The organism is Gemmatimonadaceae bacterium (assembly GCA_019752115.1).
Classification (GTDB): Bacteria; Gemmatimonadota; Gemmatimonadetes; order Gemmatimonadales; family Gemmatimonadaceae; genus Gemmatimonas.
In genome coordinates this window covers 18,275-37,529 of the sequence record JAIEMN010000051.1, presented here as the reverse complement: position 1 = coordinate 37,529, position 19,255 = coordinate 18,275, and the positions used below count along the sequence as shown (strand labels likewise).

Here is a 19,255-nt window from a genome sequence, read left to right as displayed (position 1 = left end):
CCGCGTGGAGCTCAAAACATGGCCCAGTGTCACCCATCATCCCGGTCTCGGTGTCACCCATCATCCCGGTCTGAACACTCACCTCTCATCTTGCGGCTCTCGCGTCGGATCATCGCCCGACGTATCCTCACCCCATGCGCCCCTCCCTCCTCGCCGCCGCGGCCCTCCTGATTGCCGCCCCGCTGGCCGCCCAGCCCGTCGATTCCACTGCGCTCCTCCTCCAGCAGCTCATCCGCGTCAATTCCAGCAATCCGCCCGGCAGGACCCAGGGGATCGCCGATGTGCTGGGGCCGATGTTCAAGGCGCGCGGCTTTGAGGTCACCGTCATCCCCACGCCCGACAGCGGCAAGGTCCACTTCTTTGCGCGCCTCAAGGGCAACGGCAGCAAGAAGCCCGTGCTGCTCGCGGCGCACGTGGATGTCGTGGGGGTGGAGCGCGAGAAGTGGTCGCTCGATCCGTTCGCCGGCGTCATCAAGGACGGCTATGTGTACGGTCGCGGGGCGATCGACTTCAAGGGCGGCACGGCGGTGTTTGCACGGGCGGCCATGCTGCTCGCCGATCGCAAGGTGCCGCTCGACCGCGACGTGATCTTCCTCGCCGAGGCCGACGAAGAAGGGCAGCCGCTCAACACGACGTGGCTGGCGAAGGACCACTGGAATCTGATGGACGCCGAGTTCGCGCTGAACGAAGGCGGCTGGATCATTCAGCGTGATGACAAGTCGGTGCAGTACGTGAGCATCTCCACCGAAGACAAGCAGTCGGTGATCATGACGCTCACCGCCAAGGGCACGAGCACCCACTCCTCGATGCCGCTCCCCGACAATGCGCTCATCACGGTGGGCAAGGCGCTCGCCAAGCTGTCGGGCTACGATCTCCCGCTGCAGTTCACCGCCGAGTCGCGGCAGTACTTCGACGCGCTGGCCAAGACCACGACCGGCGAGACGGCGCAGCTCTTCCGCGATCTCCTGAACGGGACGCCCGACGCGCAGGCCCGCGCCGACAAGGAGCTGTCGAAGGACGCGCTGCTCCACTCGCTCATGCGCGGCACGATCGCGCCCGTCATCATGAACGGCGGCTTCCGCTCCAACGTGATCCCGGGGTCGGCGGAGGCGCAGGTCAATCTGCGCATCATCCCGGGGACCGATCCGGCGGCGCTGCAGGCCACCTTCGAAAAGCTGTTCAACGATCCGCTGCTCACCGTGCGCGTGACCGGGCGTACCGGGGCCAGCAATCCGTCGCCCCAGGACAACGAGCTCTATAAGGCGCTCGCGGCCGAAGCCAAGGTGCAGTGGCCGCAGGCGGCGGTTACGCCGTATCTGTTCCAGGCGGGGACCGATGCCGCGGCGTGGCGGTCGCGGAATGTGCCGGTCTACGGCATCTATCCGTATCCCATCACGAACGACGAGTTGCGTCGCATGCACGGCAACGACGAGCGCGTGGCGATCACGTCGCTCGCGCAGGGCACGGACATGATCTACCGCACGCTGGTGCGGGTCGCGGCGACCCCGACGAAGGGGAAGGCGACCGGCAAGAAGGGGAAGTAACGTCAGCCATCGCTTGTGACGCTGTATCTGCGGACCCTCGGCTCGGCGGCCCTGCTCGACTCCACGGCGGAGGCGGGCGCCGGGGAGCCGCGTGTGGTCCTCGGCCCGGGCAAGGCGCTCGCGGTGCTGGTCTATCTCTCCGTCGCCGGGCGGAGTGTCACCCGCGAGTCGCTGCTCGACCTGTTGTGGAGCGACGTGCCGCCGTCGCAGGCACGCCCCGCGCTGCGCCAGGCGCTCTTCCTGTTGCGCCGCCTACTGGGCGACGAGGCGCTCGTTGGGGCCGAAGAGTTGTCGCTGGTGCGCCCCCTGCCGGGCGACCGCGACACCTTTTTGCGCGCGCTCGATCGCGATGCGCTCGATGACGCGGTCGCGGCGTACGGCGGCGCCTTCCTGCCGGGCTTCGCGATTCCGGGCGCGGCGCGCTTTGAGCACTGGGCCGATCTCGAGCGTGATCGGTTGGAGCAGGGCTATCTGGGCGCCGCCGAGCTGCTCGTGCGCCGCGCCCTCAACGCGGGGCGTGCGGCGGAGGCCCGCGAGCGCGCGCGCGAGGTGCGGACGATTACGCCGCATCGTGAAGAAAGCGCGCGGCTCGTGATCGAAGTGGCGCTGAGTGTCAACGACGGCGTCACGGCGCTCATGGAAGCGAACGCCCTGCAGCTGTGGGCGGAGCGCGAGGGCGTCGCGCTCGAGGGCTCGACACGGGCCTTGCTCGCCCGCGTGCATGGGCCGACGCCGAGCGATGAGGCCAACACCGATGAACCGCCGCAACTCACCGCCGAACTCACCGGTCGTGAACGCGAGTTCGCCACGCTCATCGGCGCGTGGCAGGCGGCGCGGCGGGCCCCCGCGCGCCGGGTGCATCTGAGCGCCGCGGCGGGCGTCGGCAAGTCGCGGCTGCTGCGTGAGGTGCTGGCGCGCGCCGCGGCGGGCGGGGCGCGGATCGTCTCGGTTGGCGGACGCATGGGAGACCGCGAGGTCCCGTTCGCGTTCGTGAGCGATCTCGCGGCGGCGATCGCCGAGCTGCCCGGATCGCTCGGGATCGCGCCCGCGTCGGCCAGCGCGCTCGTCGCGCTCAACCCCACGCTCTCGCGGCGCTACAACACGGCGCCCGAGCCCACCACGGGTGAGGAGGCCAGTCGCCGCTGGCTGATGGCGCTGGTCGATCTCGTGCACGCGGTCGCCGACGAACAGCGCTTCATTCTGGCCGTCGATGACTTGCATTGGATCGACGCCGACTCGCTCCGTCTGCTGGACGGGCTCTGGTCGCGGCTTGGCGATGCCCGCGTGCTCGCGTTGACGGCGTCGCGCCCGGAGCGTGCGCCGCTCGCCGGCACGACCGAGGTCTTGTCGCTGCTCCCGCTTTCGGCGGCGAATGTGGGCGCGCTCGTGTCGAGCCTCGGCGATCCCACCACCGTCTGGAGCGACGCGCGCGTGGCGCAGCTGCACGCCGCCACCGGTGGGAGCCCGCTGCTCGTGCTCGAAACGCTGCGGCTGGCGCTCGATCGGCGCGCGCTCGCCCTGGAACAGCGAGCGTGGCGGGTGCTCGATGACGCGGCCTGTTCAGCGCTGCTGCAGGGCGGTGGGGCGCTGCGCCAGCGTGTCGAGGCGATTCCGGCCGACGCCCGCTGGCTGTTGCTGCTGCTGGCGACCGCCGGTGCACCGGTGGACCGCTTGGTGCTCGCCCAGGCCGCGGGATGCGAGCCGGCGGCGCTCGCCGCCCCGCTCGATGTGCTCGAGCGCACGGGCATCATCACGCGCATCACCGGTGGATGGATCCCGGCGCATGACGAGCTGGCGGATGTCGTGCGCACCGCCAGCGCGACGGCGGATCAGCAACGGGCGCATGCGGCGATCGGCGTCGCGTTCATGCGGTCGGCCGAAGAACGGGCCTTCGAGTCGGGGCTTGCCCGGCGTGCGCTGCGCCATCTGCTGTTGGCGGGGGAGTCTGGGGAGGCGCAGTCGCTGTTCCGCCGCCTGCTGCTGCGCGCGCGTGAACAGCGGGATCGCCGCCCCGCCCGCGACGTCGCCGCCGACTGGTTGGCAGGGGCCCTCGATGGACAGCTCCCGCTGGACCGGGGGGCCATCGACCTGCTCGCGCGCGCCGAACCGCGGAGCTGGCGTGTGGGGCTGTGGTCGCCGTTGCGGCGGGGCTTGGCCGCGACGGCCCTGCTGGCACTCGGAGGATTTACCGTCGTGTCGTGGCGCGCGCGGGCAGATCGCCTCGCGCACGAGCAGCGCCTGCTGTATGTGATGCCGTCGCTCGAGGTCTCACAGGTTGGTGTATCGCCGGAGCGCTGGGGCACGACGCGGACGTTGGTGGCCAAGCCCGTGTCGGTGGGTGGCGATGGGCGGCAGATCGCGCAGGAGGCGCTGATCCACCCCGATCTGTCCGTGCACCAGAGTCCGGATCAGCAGTCGATGGCCTGGACGCACGATTCTGGCGACAGCACGACGCTGGATATCTGGCTCCGCACACCGGCCGGCCTCCGCCGCCTCACGAAGGGCATTCGTGATGACGTGGTCAGCGACTGGCTCCCCGACGGCTCGGCGCTGCTCGGGGCGAGCAGTCGCTGGTCGAGTCCCGAGCATGGCCACTACAACATTGCGGTGTTCGACACCGCCACCGGCGTGGCGCGCGCGGTGACGCACGGGCCCTTTCACGAGAATTCCGCGCACATCTCCCCCGATGGGACGCGCATCGCGTTTGTCCGCGAAGGCGGCAGCAATGGCCCCGAGGTGTGTGTGGTGGATGTGGACGGCGCCGTCGAGCCCGAGTGCCGGCGTATCCTGTCGTACACCTCGGCGGTTATTGGTTGGGCCGGGCTCGATGAACTCGTCTTGCTCGGTCAGTCGAACACGGAGCGCCCACTGTTCGCCTACGACTGGACGCGCGCGACCGTGCGTCGCCTGCTCGGGCCCACCGTGGTCACCGCGGCGCTGAGCCGCGACGGCAAGTATGCCGTGGCGTCGCTGCGCGGGAACGGCGGCGTGGGAATCCGCGACTGGGTCATTCCGCTCGATCGGCCCACCGACGCGCATGTCGTGGAGACTGTCGACGAACGCGCCGTGGACGTGCGCTGGTGGGAGGGGGGCTCCGATCGGTCGCTGCTCGTCACGCATCTCACTTTCAGCGACAGCAGTCGCGTGCTCCCGTTGGGGGCGAGTACGCGCCTGCACGTCGTGCCACGGGGCGACGGCGGGCAGCCGATCGCCACGCCGGCGCGTGTCCGGTGGCGGTCACTCGATACGACGATTGCCATCGTCACGCCGGATGGGGAAGTCATTCCCCGGCGGCCGGGGGCGGTGGAGATCGAGGCGTCGCTCGCCGGATGGCGGTCGGTACGTGCTCGCTTCGCGGTGCGCGGTTCGCTGCATCGCGCCTTGCTGCACGAGGCATGGACGCCCGATTGGTCGGGGCGCTGGTTTGCCTGGGGAGAACCGCGCCCGGTCGTGGTGCCAGGCCCCGGTGGCCTGCCCGTGCTCTGGAGTCGCGGCGATGGGGCGTACGTCAGTGCCGCGATCTCGCGTCAGCAGTGGTCCGCCGACAGCGGACTGGGGTTCGAGGTCCGCGTCTCCACACCGTTCAACGGCACCGCCAATCAACGCATCCGGGCGATGCTGTTGGGCGGGCTCGATTCCTCACGAATCGTGCAGGCGAATCCGAATGGCTCGCTCCCGGCGTCGGTGATTCCCAGCACCCTGTGCGGCCTCACCTTTCCCGACGAAGGCGAATGGGGCAAGCGCCACTTCGCCTTTGTCGGCGGGACGCCACTCGATTTTGACGCCGGCCCGTTCGCCGACTCGCTGCGCACCGGGCAGTGGTGGACGCTGCGCATTCAGATCCTTGCCGATGGGCGTTGCGGCGTCGCGATCAACGGCCGGGTGCTGTACATCTCCGCCGAACCAGTGGCGCGCCGCCTCCAGTATCGGCTCCGCCTCGGCGACGAGGCGAAGGGGGCGCTGCTGGCCTTCGGCCCCGTCGACCTCTGGACGGGGGTGCGCACGGACGTGGTGTGGCAGACGCCGCCCGACCGCCCCCGCTGACTCGCTACGGCCGCGTCTCCCGCTGCAACGCGAGCTTCACCGCCGCGTACGCATCCACCACCCCGCCCGTCTTCGACAGGGCCGCAAACGGCACGCGCTGCCCGTCGTCACCGGGCTTGGCCACCTGCGCATTGGGGAAGGTGCGCACCGACTGCAGCAGGATCTCCTTCACCTGCAGCGGCGTGAGGGTGGGGAAGTAGCTGAGCAGAAGCGCCGCGACACCGCTCACCACCGGCGCGGCCATACTCGTCCCGCTCTCCCGCTTGGTGCCGCCGCCCGGCGCGGTGGAGAGAATGTCCTCGCCCGGCGCGAAGAAGTCCACACGCTGCTTGCCGTAGTTGGAGAAGCTCGTCGCGAGTGCGCTCAGCCCCTTGTAGGAGCTCGCGCCGATCTCGAGCCAGTTGCTCGCCACGCCGCCGCCCGCGTACACGGCGGTCGGGAAGCTCGGCACGAGATCGTTGTTCTCGCCATCGTTCCCCGCCGCGTGCACGAGCAGCACGCCCTTGCTTTCAGCGTACTTCACCGCGCTGTCCACACTGGCCTTGTACGGCGAGTAGGCCTTGCCGAAGCTCATGTTGATGACCTGCGCGCCGTTGTCCACCGCGTAGCGAATGGCGCGCGCGACATCGAGGTCGCGCTCGTCGCCATCCGGTACGGTGCGCACCGCCATGATCGCCACGTTGGGCGCGATGCCCTGCACGGCGTTGGCCGCGTTGCGCACCGCGCCGATAATGCCGGCCACGTGCGTGCCGTGCAGGGCGTCCGGGCCCGTCACGTCGGTCGTCCCCCGCACGGCGCCGGCGCTGTGCGGGTTGAAGAGCGTATCGAGCCCGTACTTGCTCTGCGACTCGTAGGCCGCCAGCGCGTCCGTCAGCTCCGCCTCGGTGAGTCCGTTGGCCTCGAGCTGCAGCCACACCCGCTTGGCCTGCTCCTGCTGCGCTGAGGTCGGCGCAAAATTCTGCACACGCGCCTTGAGCAGCGGCCCGGGGCCCATGGCCTGCCGGAGCATGCTCGACGCCTGTTCGAGCGTGCCGCTCAGGCCGCGAATCTGCATGAGCGTGCCGTTCACTTCGCGCGCCTTGCTCTGATACGCCACCGAGAGCGAATCGCACATCCTGGCCGCCGGCTTCGGCAGGTCGCGCCCCGCCGGCTGCCCCTTGCAGGCGGCATACTCGCGCGTCAGCTCGAACGTGTCGTAGCGAATGACCGCGCCGTCGGCCTGCGCCAGGAAGTTCCAGCCGTACACATCGTCGACAAAGCCGTTGCCGTCATCGTCGCGGCCGTTGCCGGCCACTTCCTTGGGGTTCTTCCACAGATTCGCGGCGAGATAGGTGTGCGCGGTGTCCACACCGCCGTCGATGACCGCCACGACGACTTTACGCGTCGGCTGCCGATTGGCGAGCAGTTCCTTGATGGCGCGCTCGCTCCCGACCCCCGCGATGCCATCCACATCCAGGTCGAGCCGATGCCAGTCCGCCCGGGGCCCGTCCTGCCTGGCTGGCGCACTCGGCGCCGCCGGAGCCGGCGTGACGGCGATGGGGGGCTGCTGCACCGGCTGCGGCGCCGTGGCGGGCGCCCCCGCGCGCGCGCACGCGCTCAGCAGGGCCGCCGACAGCAGGGCCGGCAGGAACGCCAAGCGCAACCGGCCGGGCAGGGGGGCAGCAGCGATGGTCATCGGAGAGACGCGCATGAGGATTTCGAGAGCGTGAGAGGGATGCCCGTGATCATAGCGCGAGGGCAGGTCTGGCGCATTGTGGTTCCGGCTCTCGGGTCGTTGTCCTGCCGTTCTGGGATGTCTGGGATGCCTCGGATGCCTGGTGATGTCAGTTCCGCCGATCGGTCCCCGCACCGCTGGCGCCCCATCTCCCCGGCTCTCAGCTTTCGCGACATGTCCCGTCCTGTTCGTCTCGTGCCGCGCCTGCTCACGGCGCTGGCGCTCCTTCCCGTTGGTGCGGCCGGGCTGGCGGCCCAGACCGTGCGCGGATCGGTGCAGGATGCCGCCAAGCGGCCGGTTGTCGGTGTCGTGGTCGCACTGCTCGACAGCACCAACACCGTGGTCGCGCGCGCACTGAGCGATGAGCGCGGCGACTTCCGGGTGGTCGCGCAGCGCGCGGGCACCATGCGGCTCCGCGCCCAGCGCATCGGCTTTCAGGCCACAGTCACCGAGCCCTTCGCCCTGGGCGCGGGGGCCACCGTCACCCCCACGGTGACGCTCGAGGGGGCGCAGGTGCAGCTGGCCACCGTGCGCGTCGTGGCCTCGAACCGTTGTGGGCGCGCCGATGCGAGCGACGCCGCGCTGCTCGAGGTGTGGGAGCAGGCGCAGACCAGTCTGGCGGCGTCGCTGCTCACCACCGGCACCCGCGGCCTGACGACCAGCATCATGAACGTGCAGCGCGTGCTCGATCCGGGCGGCAAGCTGCTCGATCAGCAGCTGGGCATGCGCTCCGGCAACATGACCGCGCCGTGGGCCACTTTCCCCATCGATACGCTGCGCAAGCGCGGCTACGTGTGGATCGACAAGGACGACGCGCTCACCTACAACGCGCCGGGCATCGACGGCTTCGTGGCGCCCCAGTTCCTCGACGATCACTGCTTCCGGCTCGTCGCCTCGAAAGACACCAGCGAGATTGGCGTGGCCTTCGAGCCGGCGCCACAGCGCGCCAAGGCCTCCGAGATTCGCGGCACCTTCTGGGTGCAGCGCGCCAGCGCCCAACTGCAACGCGCGGAGTTCAGCTTCACCATGCCGCAGGGCGTGCCCACGCCACCTGTGCCGGGGGGCGGCACCATGCGGTTCGCGCGCCTCCCGAACGGCGCGGTGATCATCGAAACGTGGGAGCTGCGCATGCCGCTCACCTCCCGCGAACAGTTCGGCGGTACCAAGACGCGCGTCGATCAGCTGCAGAGCACCGGCGGTATGGTGGTGGCCATTCGCCGAGGCGCCGACACGCTCTTCAAGCGGCCGCTCGTGACGGTAAGCGGTGTCGTGCGCGACAGCGTCAGTGGCAAACCCCTCGCCGGGGCCTCGGTGTCCCTGTCGGGGACCACGAACCGCACCCGCTCCGGCGCCGACGGCACGTTCCAGCTCACCGACGTGCTCCCCGGGCAGTACACGCTTGCCGTGGCCACGCCCGCCCTCGAAGCGATGCGCGCCTCGGCCGGGAGCACCGTGGTGGTACGCGATTCGCTCGCCCCCCTCGTGGTGAAGGTGCCCACCGAAGCGCAGATCGCGCAGACGCTGTGCGGTGCCAGTTTCTCCCTGAACAAGGGCACCGGGGCCATCGTGGGGGCCGTGACGCGCACGGGGAGCACCGAAGGCCTCGCCGACATTCCCGTGGCGGCCGATTGGACCGAGTTGAGCGCCACCAGCATGGCCGCGCTCACGCAGGGGCAGGGGAAGCGCCTCCAGACCCGGACCGACGCCTCCGGCGGCTATCGGCTCTGTGGCGTGCCGGTAGAGGCGGCGCTCACCGTACGCGCCTTCCCCAAGACGGGGCGCTCGCAGGTGCAGTCGGCGCGTCTCGGGCCCGCGCAGCGCTTTGCGACGGTACCGATCGCCGTGGATGTCACCCTCGCGGCCGCCTCGACCTTCCGCGGCGTCGTCGTGGCCGACTCGACGGGCACCCCCATTGCCGGCGCCGATGTCAGCGTGAGCGGCAGTGATCGTACGGCGCGCACCGACGACAAGGGCGCCTTCCGCATCGACGAAGTGACCGCCGGCGCGCATGAGATTGTTGTCCGGAAGCTGGGCTTCTCGCCCCTCAACACGACCCTCACCTTCGCCGCCAACGATGAAGAAGAGCGGCGCATCGTGCTCAACAAGCTCACCGTGCTCGACTCGGTGGAGATCATTGCCAGCAAGCCACCGCTCCGCATGGTCGAGTTCGAGGAGAACCGTAAAGTCGGGCTCGGGTGGTTCCTCGACCGGACCCAGCTGGAGCGGATGGACGGGCAGGTGGTGCGGAGCGCCCTGATCAACGCCCGCAACATGGTGTTTGCCGGCGGGCGCTACCCGATCTCGACGCACGTGCAAATGCTCGTGAAGGAAAAGGACGACGGCAGCTGCGGCCCGCCGAATGCGTTGACGCCGCGACTGGCCGAGAAGGGCGGGGGGATGATCTGTGCCTGTTTCCCGGTGGTCTTCATGGACGGCACGGTACGCACTGGAGGCGTCCCGAGTGAGCCCTTCGACCTCAACTCCGTCGCCGTGCATCAGCTCGAAGCGGTCGAGTGGTACCCATCGCCGGCGGTCATTCCGGCGCAGTTTCAGCGCAGCGGCTCCCAGTGCGGAGTGCTGGTCCTCCACACCCGCATGGATCCGGGCACCAAGAAGAAACCCGGCACCACTCCCTGACGTCTAATCCAGTATGCGCCGCTTCCGTCTGCATCTGGTCGAGTCTGCGCCGCGTCCCTGGCGCCCCCTCCTGCTCAAGGAGACGCTGGGCGTCGGCACCATGGTGTTCGCCCTGAGCTGCACCGTGGCGGTGCAGGCGTGGAAGCCGGAATGGGTGCGCATGCCCACCGAGGAGCTGCAGATCGCCCGCTTCCTCGCGCCCATCACCAAGCGCACCGCGCCCCCGCCGCGCGAGGAGAAGGTGGAGTTCGTGGGGATCGGCGGGCTCCAGGCCAGTTCGTCGCTCACCGTCACCGCCGATGGCGACGCCCGGCGCCCCACCTCCGTGAACTCCAGTCAGGCCAAGGGCGCCGAGACGATTGTGCAGGAGGCCGCCGACGGCGAACCGCTCAAGGCCTACACCGAGGTCGAGGTGGATTCTGTGGCCATCCCCGATCCCAACGGTGAAGCGCCCATCTATCCGCCCACGCTGCTCAAGCTCGGGATCGAGGGCGCGGTGCTCGCCAGTTTTGTGGTGGACAGTACGGGTCGTGCCGATGTGACCACGTTTCATCTGCTGCAGGATGCCGACCCGGAGTTCGTGTCGGCGGTGAAGACGGCCCTGGCCCGCATGCGCTATCGCCCCGCGATGTTCGGCGGAAAGCGGGTGAATCAACTCGCCGAGCAGCGCTTTTCGTTCAAGATCAGCCCCAAGCCTCCGGCGCCGCCCACCGGCGTCTGACGCGGCCAACCTCCCGGCCTGCGAGTCCGGGAGAGATATTCGTGAGGCTGCGGCGGCCCACGACGCGTAGGCCCGTCGCCATTTCTCACCTGTTGGCCCCTCGGGGCTGTGTGTGGAGCGTGCGTGGAGACTCCCCTCGATTTCCTGGCGCAAGCCGAAGCCGAACTGGCGGCCCTCGATTACGATGAACAGGCCACCGGTGTCGATCGGCGCCAGTTCATGTTCCGTTCGCTCGTCGCGGCCGCCGCGAGTGCATTCGGCGCGAAAGCAGCCGGTGCGCAAACGCCTGACCACTACCTGAGCGCCATGGCGCCGGTGTGGAGTGCGCTGCAGCCGCCTGCACAGCAGGCGCAGACCGCAGTGCCGCTCGGCAATGGCGAGGCACCCGCGCTGCAGTTCATGCCGTATCCGCACGGCACCGGGGCGCTGATGGAGAAGCTCATCGCCGAGAAGGGGGCGCTCGCGTTCAAGCGCGCCACATTTACGGTGGAGCCGTGGGTGGGCGCCGTGCCCAAGAATCCGGAGGATCTCGCGTTCCTCCCCGCACATCGCATCGCCGCGCTGATCAAGGCGCGCAAGATCACCTCGCGGCAGATCACCGACATCTACCTCGATCGCCTGCAGAAGCTCAATCCGCAGCTCAACTGCGTGGTGACCCTCATGGCCGACTCGGCGCGCGCCGAGGCCGATGCCATGGACAAGGAACTGGCCGCCGGCAAGTATCGTGGCCCGCTGCACGGCGTGCCGTACGGCATCAAGGATCTCTTCGCGACGAAGGGCGTGCCCACCTCATGGGGCTCGGCGGATTTCAAGGATACCGTCTACGACTACGACGCCGAGATCGTGACGCGCCTCCGTGCCGCCGGCGCCGTGCTGCTCGCCAAGCTGGCCACCGGTCTCTTCGCGCAGAACGACTGGTGGTACGGCGGCCGTACGAACAATCCGTGGAACCTGAATATCGGATCGAGCGGCAGTTCGACGGGTCCGGGCTCCGCCACCGCCGCGGCCTGCGTGGCGTTCGCCATCGGCACCGAAACGCAGGGCTCTATCGTGTCGCCCAGCATTCGCAATGGCATCAGCGCCCTGCGCCCCACCTTTGGGCGTGTGAGCCGCCACGGCGGCATGGTGTTGAGCTGGTCGCAGGATCGCGTCGGCCCCATGTGCCGCACCGCCGAAGACTGTGCGATGGTTTTCAACGTGCTGCACGGCGTGGATCCCAAGGATTCGAGCACCGTCACCACGCCGTTCCGCTTCGATCGCGCCATCAAGCTGGCGTCGCTGCGCATTGGGGTGGACCCGCAGGCGCCCAAGGAGCTCGTGGAGAAGCTCAAGGAGCTCGGCCTCAAGCCCAAGGAGATCGGCCCGCGCCCCACGGTGGCGGGGATGGGTGCGGGTGGCCTCAACGCCGAGTACGCGGCGGCGTTCGACAGCTACGTGCAGAAGAAGGCCAAGGAGTTCAATCTCGATCTCGCTACGGCGGTGGTCGATCGTCCGCCCGGCCCGGGTTCGAACGGACCGTTCGGCAATACGCCGCCGGCGCGCCCCAAGGGCATCGAGGAAGGCCAGCCCAACCCCATGGCGCCGGCCGACTGGAACCCCCGCTTCGTGGGTGGCCGCACGATCAAGGCCTTCGACTTCATCAACAACCAGCGCCGCCGTCTGCTGCTCGTGCAGAAGTGGGGCGAGTTCATGAAGGATCTCGACGGCTTCATCGGAGGCCCCAACGCCGATGTGGCGCCCAACGCGCAGACGGGGCATCCGTGCGCGGTGCTGCCGTACAAGTTCGATGTTCCGAACTTTGGCGGTGGCGGCCCGAACGCATCGCAGTCGGCCCCGACGTACAAGCCGCAGCCCATCTGCGGCGTCATCACCGGCAACCTGTACAACGACGACATCATCCTGTCGGTGGCCCATCAGTTCCAGAAGGCCACCGACTTCCATGCGCGTCGTCCAGCCCTCAGCTAACGCATGACGAGTCCCTACGCCCCGGTCGTGATCACACCAGCGCATCGCGACCGGGTGGTGCAGCTGCTGTCGGCCGCCTTTGCGAACGATCGGCTCTCCGTCGAGCAGCTCGACGAACGGCTGGCCGCGGTGTATCGCGCGCAGTCGCAGAGTGAGCTCGAGTGGCTGCTCGCCGATCCCAACGACCCCAACCGGTCGTTGGCGATGGACGGCGTTGAGTCACGCATCGCGCCGGCGCATATCGTGCCCGAACGCGGTGTGGCCATGGCCATCATGGGCGGCTTCGAGCGGAAGGGGCCGTGGGTGGTGCCGCGTCACCTCAAGATCACCGCCGTCATGGGCGGCGGCGAACTCGATCTCCGCGAGGCCAAGCTCAGCCCCGGCGTCACCGAGATCGAAATCTTCAGCCTCATGGGTGGCGTCGAGATCTCGGTGCCCGCTGGCGTGCGCGTGGAGTGCGTGGGCATGGCGCTGATGGGCGGCTTCAGCGTGCATGGCGGGGATCTGAACGACGATCCTAACGCGCCCGTCTTGCGCATCAGCGGCTTCTGCGTCATGGCGGGTGTGGAAGTCCGCCGCAAGGATCGCAACAAGAAAGGCGAGAAGCGCTACATCCAGGCGCTCGAACGCGCCGAGCAGTATCGCGCGCTGCAGCCGCCGCGCGATGAGCACACGGGCCGTGGGCCCCATCCCGAGTACCGCCCGTAGATCGCGGCGGTACGCGAGGGCAGGGTTCAGAACTTCCAGCTGTAGCCGGCGCGCACGACCTGCGTCTCCAGATAGTCCGTGCTCGTCAGGGTGAAGCCGTTGCCGCGGATCGTTCGCTCGACGGGCATGGTGCCGAACAGATCGGTCGCATTGAGCACCCATTCGCCGCGACCGCCGCGCACACTCTTCTTGGTGCCGATATCGACGCCGAAGCGGCGGCCGATTCGCCCCTGTGGAATCAGATCCGGTGCGTAGTAGGCGGCGGCGATCTGCGACTGAAAGCCGAACGGGCCCTGCCACTGCGCATTGCCCTTGGCCACCCCCGACGACAGGGCCTGACGCGACGCCGTGTACGTACTCGGCACGGGGTACCGGTTGACGACCGTGAAGGCGTCAAAGATCTGCTGGTAGACGGTCGCATTGGCCCCCAGCGTGAGGCGCGGCGACACCGTGCGTTGCCACGAGAACTCGGTGCCGATGGTGCGGCTGTTCCCACCGTTCTGGAACACGTTGTACAGCAGCACGCTGCCCGGCACCTGTGTCGCGATGCGGGTGATCGTACCATCGACCACGCGCTCGAACACCGAGAGGGACAGGCTGCTGCGCGCGCGCGTCAGGCGATACGCGAGGTCCACCGTGGAGGTGAACTGCGGCTGCAACGCCGGGTTGCCCACCTTGATGAGTTCCGGCTCGTCGTACTTCGGGAAGATGCGAATGTCCACCTCGTTGGGCCGATCGACACGCTGGCTCGCCGCAAGCGTCAGGCGATGGCGGTCGCTGCGCTTGAGCGCCACCCGCAGCGTCGGAAACGGGCGGATGTACCGGTAGCCATCGCTCCGGTAGGTGTTGTGCTGGGGGTTCACCTCGTAGTTCACGCGGACGTCTTCCAGCCGCACGCCGCCCTCGAACTCTAGGCGTTCGCTCTCGTAAACATAGGTGCCGTAGAGCGCCGGAATGGTCTCCCGATACGTCGCCCAGCCGCCCGCCCCCGTGTCGATCGGCGAGTTCACGCTGGGGAAGAAGCGCATGTTCACCGGAATGGAGCGGTAGCGTCCGCGGAAGCCGGTCTCGAGGCGCCCCTGACGCAGGGGCTTCACGTAGTCGATGTTGAGATCGGTGATGTGCTCGTCGGACAGCAGCTTGAACGCATCCTTCCCCACGAAGGTCGGCAGCGTGTTGGTGAAGAAGTACTTCTCATCTTCACGGTGGAACGAGTAGATCGCGGTGCTCGTGAGCGTATGGCCCGGCTCGGGAAACCGGTGCGTGAAGACGGCCGTGCCGAGACCCGTGTACTTCACCTCGTCTTCGAGGAACTGCCACAGGCGATAGCGATTCTGCAGGGAGCCGGCGAAGTAGGGATTATCGCCGTGGTCGAGAATCTTTTCGCGATTGAAGAAGCCGGTGACGTTCAGCGTATTGGCGGTGCCGAGTGCGCGATCGAGGCCGCCATTGATCGTGGCATAGTCGGTGCGCCGATTGCGCCGGACTTGCTGGGTGATCACCGTCCCGTCGGTGTATCGGCGGGTCGAGAACTCGTTCTTGTTCAACGTGGGCGAGTAGAGCCAGTCGGCGCGGAGGAACACGTTCGTGGGCCCCTCGCGCCGATTGATCGCCACCGACGGATTGAACTTTGGGGTGAAGCGATACGGATCGCCCACACTGGGCAAGTTCTCCCGGCGCTGCACGAGCGCGCCGGCGCCAACGACGAGGCCGACGCGCCCGTTCACACCCCGCTGGTCCTGTTTGCGCAACACGAGGTTGATGATCCCGGCGCTCGCGTTCGCATCGTAGCGCGCCGAGGGATTGTTGATCAGCTCGATGCGCTCCACCGACGACGCGGGCAGGTTGTCCAGCCCACTCTGGCCGGCAGCACCGGTCAACGCGGTCTGCTTGCCGTCGATCAGCACCAGGACCTTGTCACTCCCGCGAACGAGCACCTTCCCCTCGGAGGAGACCGTGACGCCGGGCAGCGTACTCATGGCCTGCAGCACCGAGCCGCCGGCCTGGCTGACATTGTCGCGAACGGTCACCTGAACCGCCTCCGTCGAGGGCGTGGCGGAATCGGCGGTGACCTTGATACCCGCCAACTGCCGGGCGTCCGGTTCCAGGAGCACGGCGCCCAGATCGAGAAACGGGCTGAGTTCGCCCACGACCACGCGTTGCTGCAGCGGCTGGTAGCCGATCGCGCGGACGCGGAGCACATAGCGGCCTTTGCGAAGCCCCGCGAACGAAAAGGCGCCGGAGGCGGTGGTGAGGCGCCCGGCGACGAACGCGCTGTCCCGATCGGTCAGCAGTTGTACCGTCAGATAGGGCAGCGGTGCGCGCGATTGCGCGTCAACGATCTTGCCGGAAACGGTGACCGCTCCGCCGGATTGCGCGGCGAGCGGTGGCGCACAGAACGGAGCGAGTGCCAGCAGGCAGGCCAGCACGCGAAGCGAGAGACGGAGCATTGGGGCGGGGCGGGGGAGGGCTGGCCGAGGGCCCCGAAATCCGGGATCGGTCGTCCGCCGTATTCTACCGGCTCTCGAGGGGGGACAGAGAGGGCCGAGCGCCGTCGAGCCCCACGCTCGCCGGATCCGGGCGCACGACACATCTTCCGCGCGTGTGGAATGCGCCCGGCGACCGAGCCAGTCATCGGTCGCGGCCGCTGGTGATCCGACACCGATGTCTGCCCCCCGTCACCCGTCGTTAGGCCATTCATGAGCGACAAGAGCCACCTCCCCAGCCGTCACGCCACCAGCGGCCCTGAGCGCGCGCCGCATCGCGCCTTCTACTACGCCATGGGGCTCACCGCCGAGGAGATCGCGCGGCCGCTGGTCGGGGTCGTGTCGAGCTGGAACGAGGCCGCCCCCTGCAACATCGCGCTCAAGCGGCAGGCCGAGGTCGCCAAGCGCGGCGTGATCAGCGGCGGGGGCACGCCGCGCGAGTTCACCACGATCACCGTGACCGATGGTATCGCCATGGGGCACGCCGGCATGAAGGCGAGTCTCGTGAGCCGCGAAACGATCGCCGACAGCATCGAACTCACCGTGCGCGGGCACTGCTACGACGCACTCGTGGGGCTGGCCGGTTGTGACAAGACGCTCCCCGGCATGATGATGGCCATGGTGCGCCTCGATGTACCCAGCGTGTTTCTCTATGGCGGCTCGATTCTCCCCGGGCGCTACCAGAATCGCGACGTGACGGTACTCGACGTGTTCGAAGCCGTGGGCTCCTACGCCGCCGGCAAGTGCACGCTCGAGGAGCTCACCGCGCTCGAAAAGGTCGCGTGCCCCGGCGCCGGCTCCTGCGGCGGGCAGTACACCGCCAACAGCATGGCGTATGTGTCCGAGGCGATCGGGCTCGCGTTGCCGGGCTCCGCCAGTCCGCCGGCCGAATACGAGTCGCGCGACGCCTACGCCGAACGCGCCGGGGAAGCGGTGATGCGCTGCCTGCGTGACGGGCTGCGCCCGCGCAAGATCGTGACGCGCGAGGCGCTCGAGAACGCGGCGGCCGTGGTCGCCGCCACGGGCGGCTCCACCAACGCCACGTTGCATCTGCCGGCCATCGCCAACGAGTGCGGCATCGCCTTCGATCTGTTCGATGTCGCCGAGGTGTTCAAGCGCACGCCGCTCATCGCCGACCTCAAGCCGGGCGGGAAGTATCTCGCCAAGGATGTGCATGACATCGGCGGCGCCGGCGTGGTGCTCAAGGCGCTCCTCGACGGCGGGTTCCTGCACGGCGACTGCCTCACGGTGACGGGCAAGACGCTCGCCGAGAATCTCGCCGACGTGGTGGTGCCGGGTGATCAGAAGGTCGTCATGCCCGTCTCGCAGGCCATCTCCCCCACCGGCGGCCTGGTGGGGCTGCGCGGCAACCTCGCGCCCGATGGCGCGGTGGTGAAGGTGGCCGGGCTCAAGCACCGCCAGCATCGCGGCCCGGCGCGCGTCTTCGACAGCGAAGACGCCTGCTTCGAGGCGGTGATGAAGCGCGACTACGCCGCCGGGGACGTGCTCGTCATTCGCTACGAAGGGCCAGCCGGTGGCCCCGGGATGCGCGAAATGCTCTCCACGACCAGCGCCATCTACGGCCAGGGGATGGGCGAGACCGTCGCGCTCATCACCGACGGTCGCTTCAGCGGGGCCACGCGCGGGCTGTGCATCGGTCATGTCGGTCCCGAGGCCGCCGTCGGTGGCCCCATCGCTCTGCTCCGCGACGGGGACATCATCGTGATCGATGCCGACGCCGGCACCATGGACGTGGAGCTGAGCGACAGCGAACTCGCCGCGCGCCGCGCCCAGTGGACGCCCCGCGCCCACGACTATCAGAGCGGGGCCATCTGGCGCTACGCCCAGATGGTGGGGCCGGCCCGCTACGGCGCCGTGGTGCACCCCGGCGCGAAGGCCGAAACCCACGTCTACGCGGACGCCTAGTGCCGCCCCTCCCAATGCCCGCACCGGCGGCCGTCGTCGCGACCCAGCCGCCCGCCGCCCAGGTCCTCACGATCACCGCCTCGCACGACGACTGGCTCTATCGCGTGGGAGAGCGCGCGTCGTTCACCGTGCGCGTGCTGCAGAACGGGCGCGAGCGCCCCGGTGTGCGGGTCATCGTGACGCTCGCGCCGGAGCGGATGAAGCCCATGCGCGTCGATACGATCGCCCTCCCGGCCGGCGGGGCGCGTATTGACGGTGCCCTGAGTGCGCCCGGTTTTCTGCGGCTCACCGCCACCGCCGAGGTGGATGGCATGCCCTTGAGCGAGATGGCGACCGTCGGCTTCAACGTGTCCGACATCGATGCCAGCGCCACGCTCCCCGACGACTTTCTGGCGTTCTGGCAGAAGGCGATCGCCGAGGCGCGTCGCGTGCCCCTCGCCCCGCAGCTCACGGCGCGCCCGGATCTCTCGACCAAAACGGTCGATGTGTATCACGTCTCCTTTCAGAACCAGAAGGAGGGGAGCCGGCTCTACGGCATGTTGTCGGTCCCCAAGGCGCCGGGGCGCTATCCGGCGATGCTCGTGGTGCCTGGCGCCGGCGTGCGGCCGTATTTCCCCAACACGCGCCTGGCCGCACGGGGGGTGGTGCATCTCACCATTGGCATTCACGGCATTCCCGTCGATCGCGATTCGCTGCTCTACAACGAGCTGCGCGCCACCGCGCTGAGCGGATACCAGTTCTTCGGCATCGAGGACCGTGACAAGTACTACTACAAGCGCGTGATCGTCGGTGCGGTGCGGGCCGGCGACTTCCTGATGTCGTTGCCGCAGGTCGACACCGCGCGTTACGTGGTGCGCGGCGGCAGTCAGGGCGGCATGCTCACGCTGGCCGCGGCCGCGCTCGATCCGCGGGTGAAGGCCATTGCGGTGGCCCACCCCGCGCTCGCCGATCATTTCGGCTATCGGCGCGGGCGCGCTGGTGGTTGGCCCCATGTCTTTGCCGACACCTCGCGCCTCAAAGCCAAGGCCGAGATTGCGGCCACACTCCCGTACTACGACGGCGATAATTTCGCGCGACTGGTCCGGGTGCCTGGCTTCTACACGTGGGGCTACAACGACCTCACCGTGGCTCCGACCTCCGCGTACGCGGCGTACAATCTCGTCAGCGCCCCCAAAGAGCTGTTCATCGTGAAGGAGATCGGCCACGTGCAGACGCCGGAGATGGTCGCACGCACCGAGGCCTTTCTGTTGCGCCATCTCGGGGTGACGCCCTAGCGCGCCGACGCTCTGCGGCGGCGACACGAATGCGGGGGTTTTCTGAAACACGTACGGCGGGCCCCTTGACGGACACCCCTCACCCCGGGCAGGTTGCACGGGGCGTGACCAGCCGTAGCGCCCGATCGTCATGGCCCCGGCACCATCGTTTTACCCTGAGCCCCTCGTTCCCCGACTGATGCTTCGCCCGTTCGCCGTGCAGTCGCGACTTCTTCGCCTTATTCCCGCCGTCGTAA

At 68.7% G+C, this 19,255-nt stretch carries 10 protein-coding genes; 8 read left to right on the top strand and 2 right to left on the bottom strand.

What is annotated here, in order from left to right; genetic code table 11:
* The first annotated feature begins 134 nt into the window (after positions 1–134).
* Together K2R93_19345 and K2R93_19340 are read left to right on the top strand one after the other, a co-directional pair.
* Positions 135–1,544 carry a M20/M25/M40 family metallo-hydrolase gene (locus K2R93_19345; protein MBY0492006.1) on the top strand — a complete coding sequence of 470 codons (1,410 nt, stop codon included), beginning with the start codon at positions 135–137 and terminating at the stop codon, positions 1,542–1,544.
* A 15-nt stretch (positions 1,545–1,559) separates the two neighbouring features.
* Entirely contained in the window at positions 1,560–5,588 is a 4,029-nt protein-coding gene (locus K2R93_19340) for an AAA family ATPase (GenBank protein ID MBY0492005.1), read from the top strand.
* A 4-nt stretch (positions 5,589–5,592) separates the two neighbouring features.
* On the opposite strand, the gene K2R93_19335 is transcribed toward K2R93_19340, so the two are convergent.
* Positions 5,593–7,263 (bottom strand): S8 family serine peptidase, encoded by a 1,671-nt coding sequence (locus K2R93_19335; GenBank protein MBY0492004.1) that lies wholly within the window; start codon positions 7,261–7,263, stop codon positions 5,593–5,595.
* A 213-nt stretch (positions 7,264–7,476) separates the two neighbouring features.
* Between K2R93_19335 and K2R93_19330 the strand changes: the two genes are divergently transcribed.
* The 4 genes from K2R93_19330 (at position 7,477) to K2R93_19315 (ending at position 13,333) form a co-directional block, all read left to right on the top strand.
* A complete protein-coding gene (locus tag K2R93_19330; protein MBY0492003.1) occupies positions 7,477–9,939 on the top strand; it encodes a carboxypeptidase regulatory-like domain-containing protein in 2,463 nt (820 codons plus the stop codon).
* 13 nt (positions 9,940–9,952) lie between these two features.
* Positions 9,953–10,660, top strand: a complete 708-nt coding sequence (locus K2R93_19325) for an energy transducer TonB (protein MBY0492002.1) — start codon at positions 9,953–9,955, stop codon at positions 10,658–10,660.
* A gap of 123 nt (positions 10,661–10,783) precedes the next feature.
* Positions 10,784–12,625, top strand: a complete 1,842-nt coding sequence (locus tag K2R93_19320) for an amidase (protein ID MBY0492001.1) — start codon at positions 10,784–10,786, stop codon at positions 12,623–12,625.
* Positions 12,626–12,628: 3 nt separating this feature from the next.
* A complete protein-coding gene (locus tag K2R93_19315; protein MBY0492000.1) occupies positions 12,629–13,333 on the top strand; it encodes a DUF1707 domain-containing protein in 705 nt (234 codons plus the stop codon).
* 26 nt (positions 13,334–13,359) lie between these two features.
* Here K2R93_19315 and K2R93_19310 read toward each other — a convergent pair whose 3' ends face one another.
* Positions 13,360–15,783 (bottom strand): TonB-dependent receptor, encoded by a 2,424-nt coding sequence (locus tag K2R93_19310; GenBank protein MBY0491999.1) that lies wholly within the window; start codon positions 15,781–15,783, stop codon positions 13,360–13,362.
* A gap of 249 nt (positions 15,784–16,032) precedes the next feature.
* Here K2R93_19310 and ilvD point away from each other — a divergent pair, with 249 nt between their 5' ends.
* Positions 16,033–17,745 carry a dihydroxy-acid dehydratase gene (gene ilvD, locus K2R93_19305; GenBank protein ID MBY0491998.1) on the top strand — a complete coding sequence of 571 codons (1,713 nt, stop codon included), beginning with the start codon at positions 16,033–16,035 and terminating at the stop codon, positions 17,743–17,745.
* Between the two features lie 14 nt (positions 17,746–17,759).
* On the top strand, positions 17,760–19,019 hold the full coding sequence (locus tag K2R93_19300) for an acetylxylan esterase (GenBank protein ID MBY0491997.1): 1,260 nt from the start codon (positions 17,760–17,762) through the stop codon (positions 19,017–19,019).
* Positions 19,020–19,255 lie beyond the last annotated feature (236 nt).

What these genes read in the sequence shown, in the direction of transcription:
- K2R93_19335 (MBY0492004.1), bottom strand. Translation starts at nt 7,263, where the DNA reads ATGACCATCGCTGCTGCCCCCCTGCCCGGCCGGTTGCGCTTGGCGTTC.
- K2R93_19310 (MBY0491999.1), bottom strand. Translation starts at nt 15,783, where the DNA reads ATGCTCCGTCTCTCGCTTCGCGTGCTGGCCTGCCTGCTGGCACTCGCT.
- ilvD (MBY0491998.1), top strand. Translation starts at nt 16,033, where the DNA reads ATGAGCGACAAGAGCCACCTCCCCAGCCGTCACGCCACCAGCGGCCCT.
- K2R93_19345 (MBY0492006.1), top strand. Translation starts at nt 135, where the DNA reads ATGCGCCCCTCCCTCCTCGCCGCCGCGGCCCTCCTGATTGCCGCCCCG.
- K2R93_19300 (MBY0491997.1), top strand. Translation starts at nt 17,760, where the DNA reads ATGCCCGCACCGGCGGCCGTCGTCGCGACCCAGCCGCCCGCCGCCCAG.
- K2R93_19330 (MBY0492003.1), top strand. Translation starts at nt 7,477, where the DNA reads ATGTCCCGTCCTGTTCGTCTCGTGCCGCGCCTGCTCACGGCGCTGGCG.
- K2R93_19325 (MBY0492002.1), top strand. Translation starts at nt 9,953, where the DNA reads ATGCGCCGCTTCCGTCTGCATCTGGTCGAGTCTGCGCCGCGTCCCTGG.
- K2R93_19315 (MBY0492000.1), top strand. Translation starts at nt 12,629, where the DNA reads ATGACGAGTCCCTACGCCCCGGTCGTGATCACACCAGCGCATCGCGAC.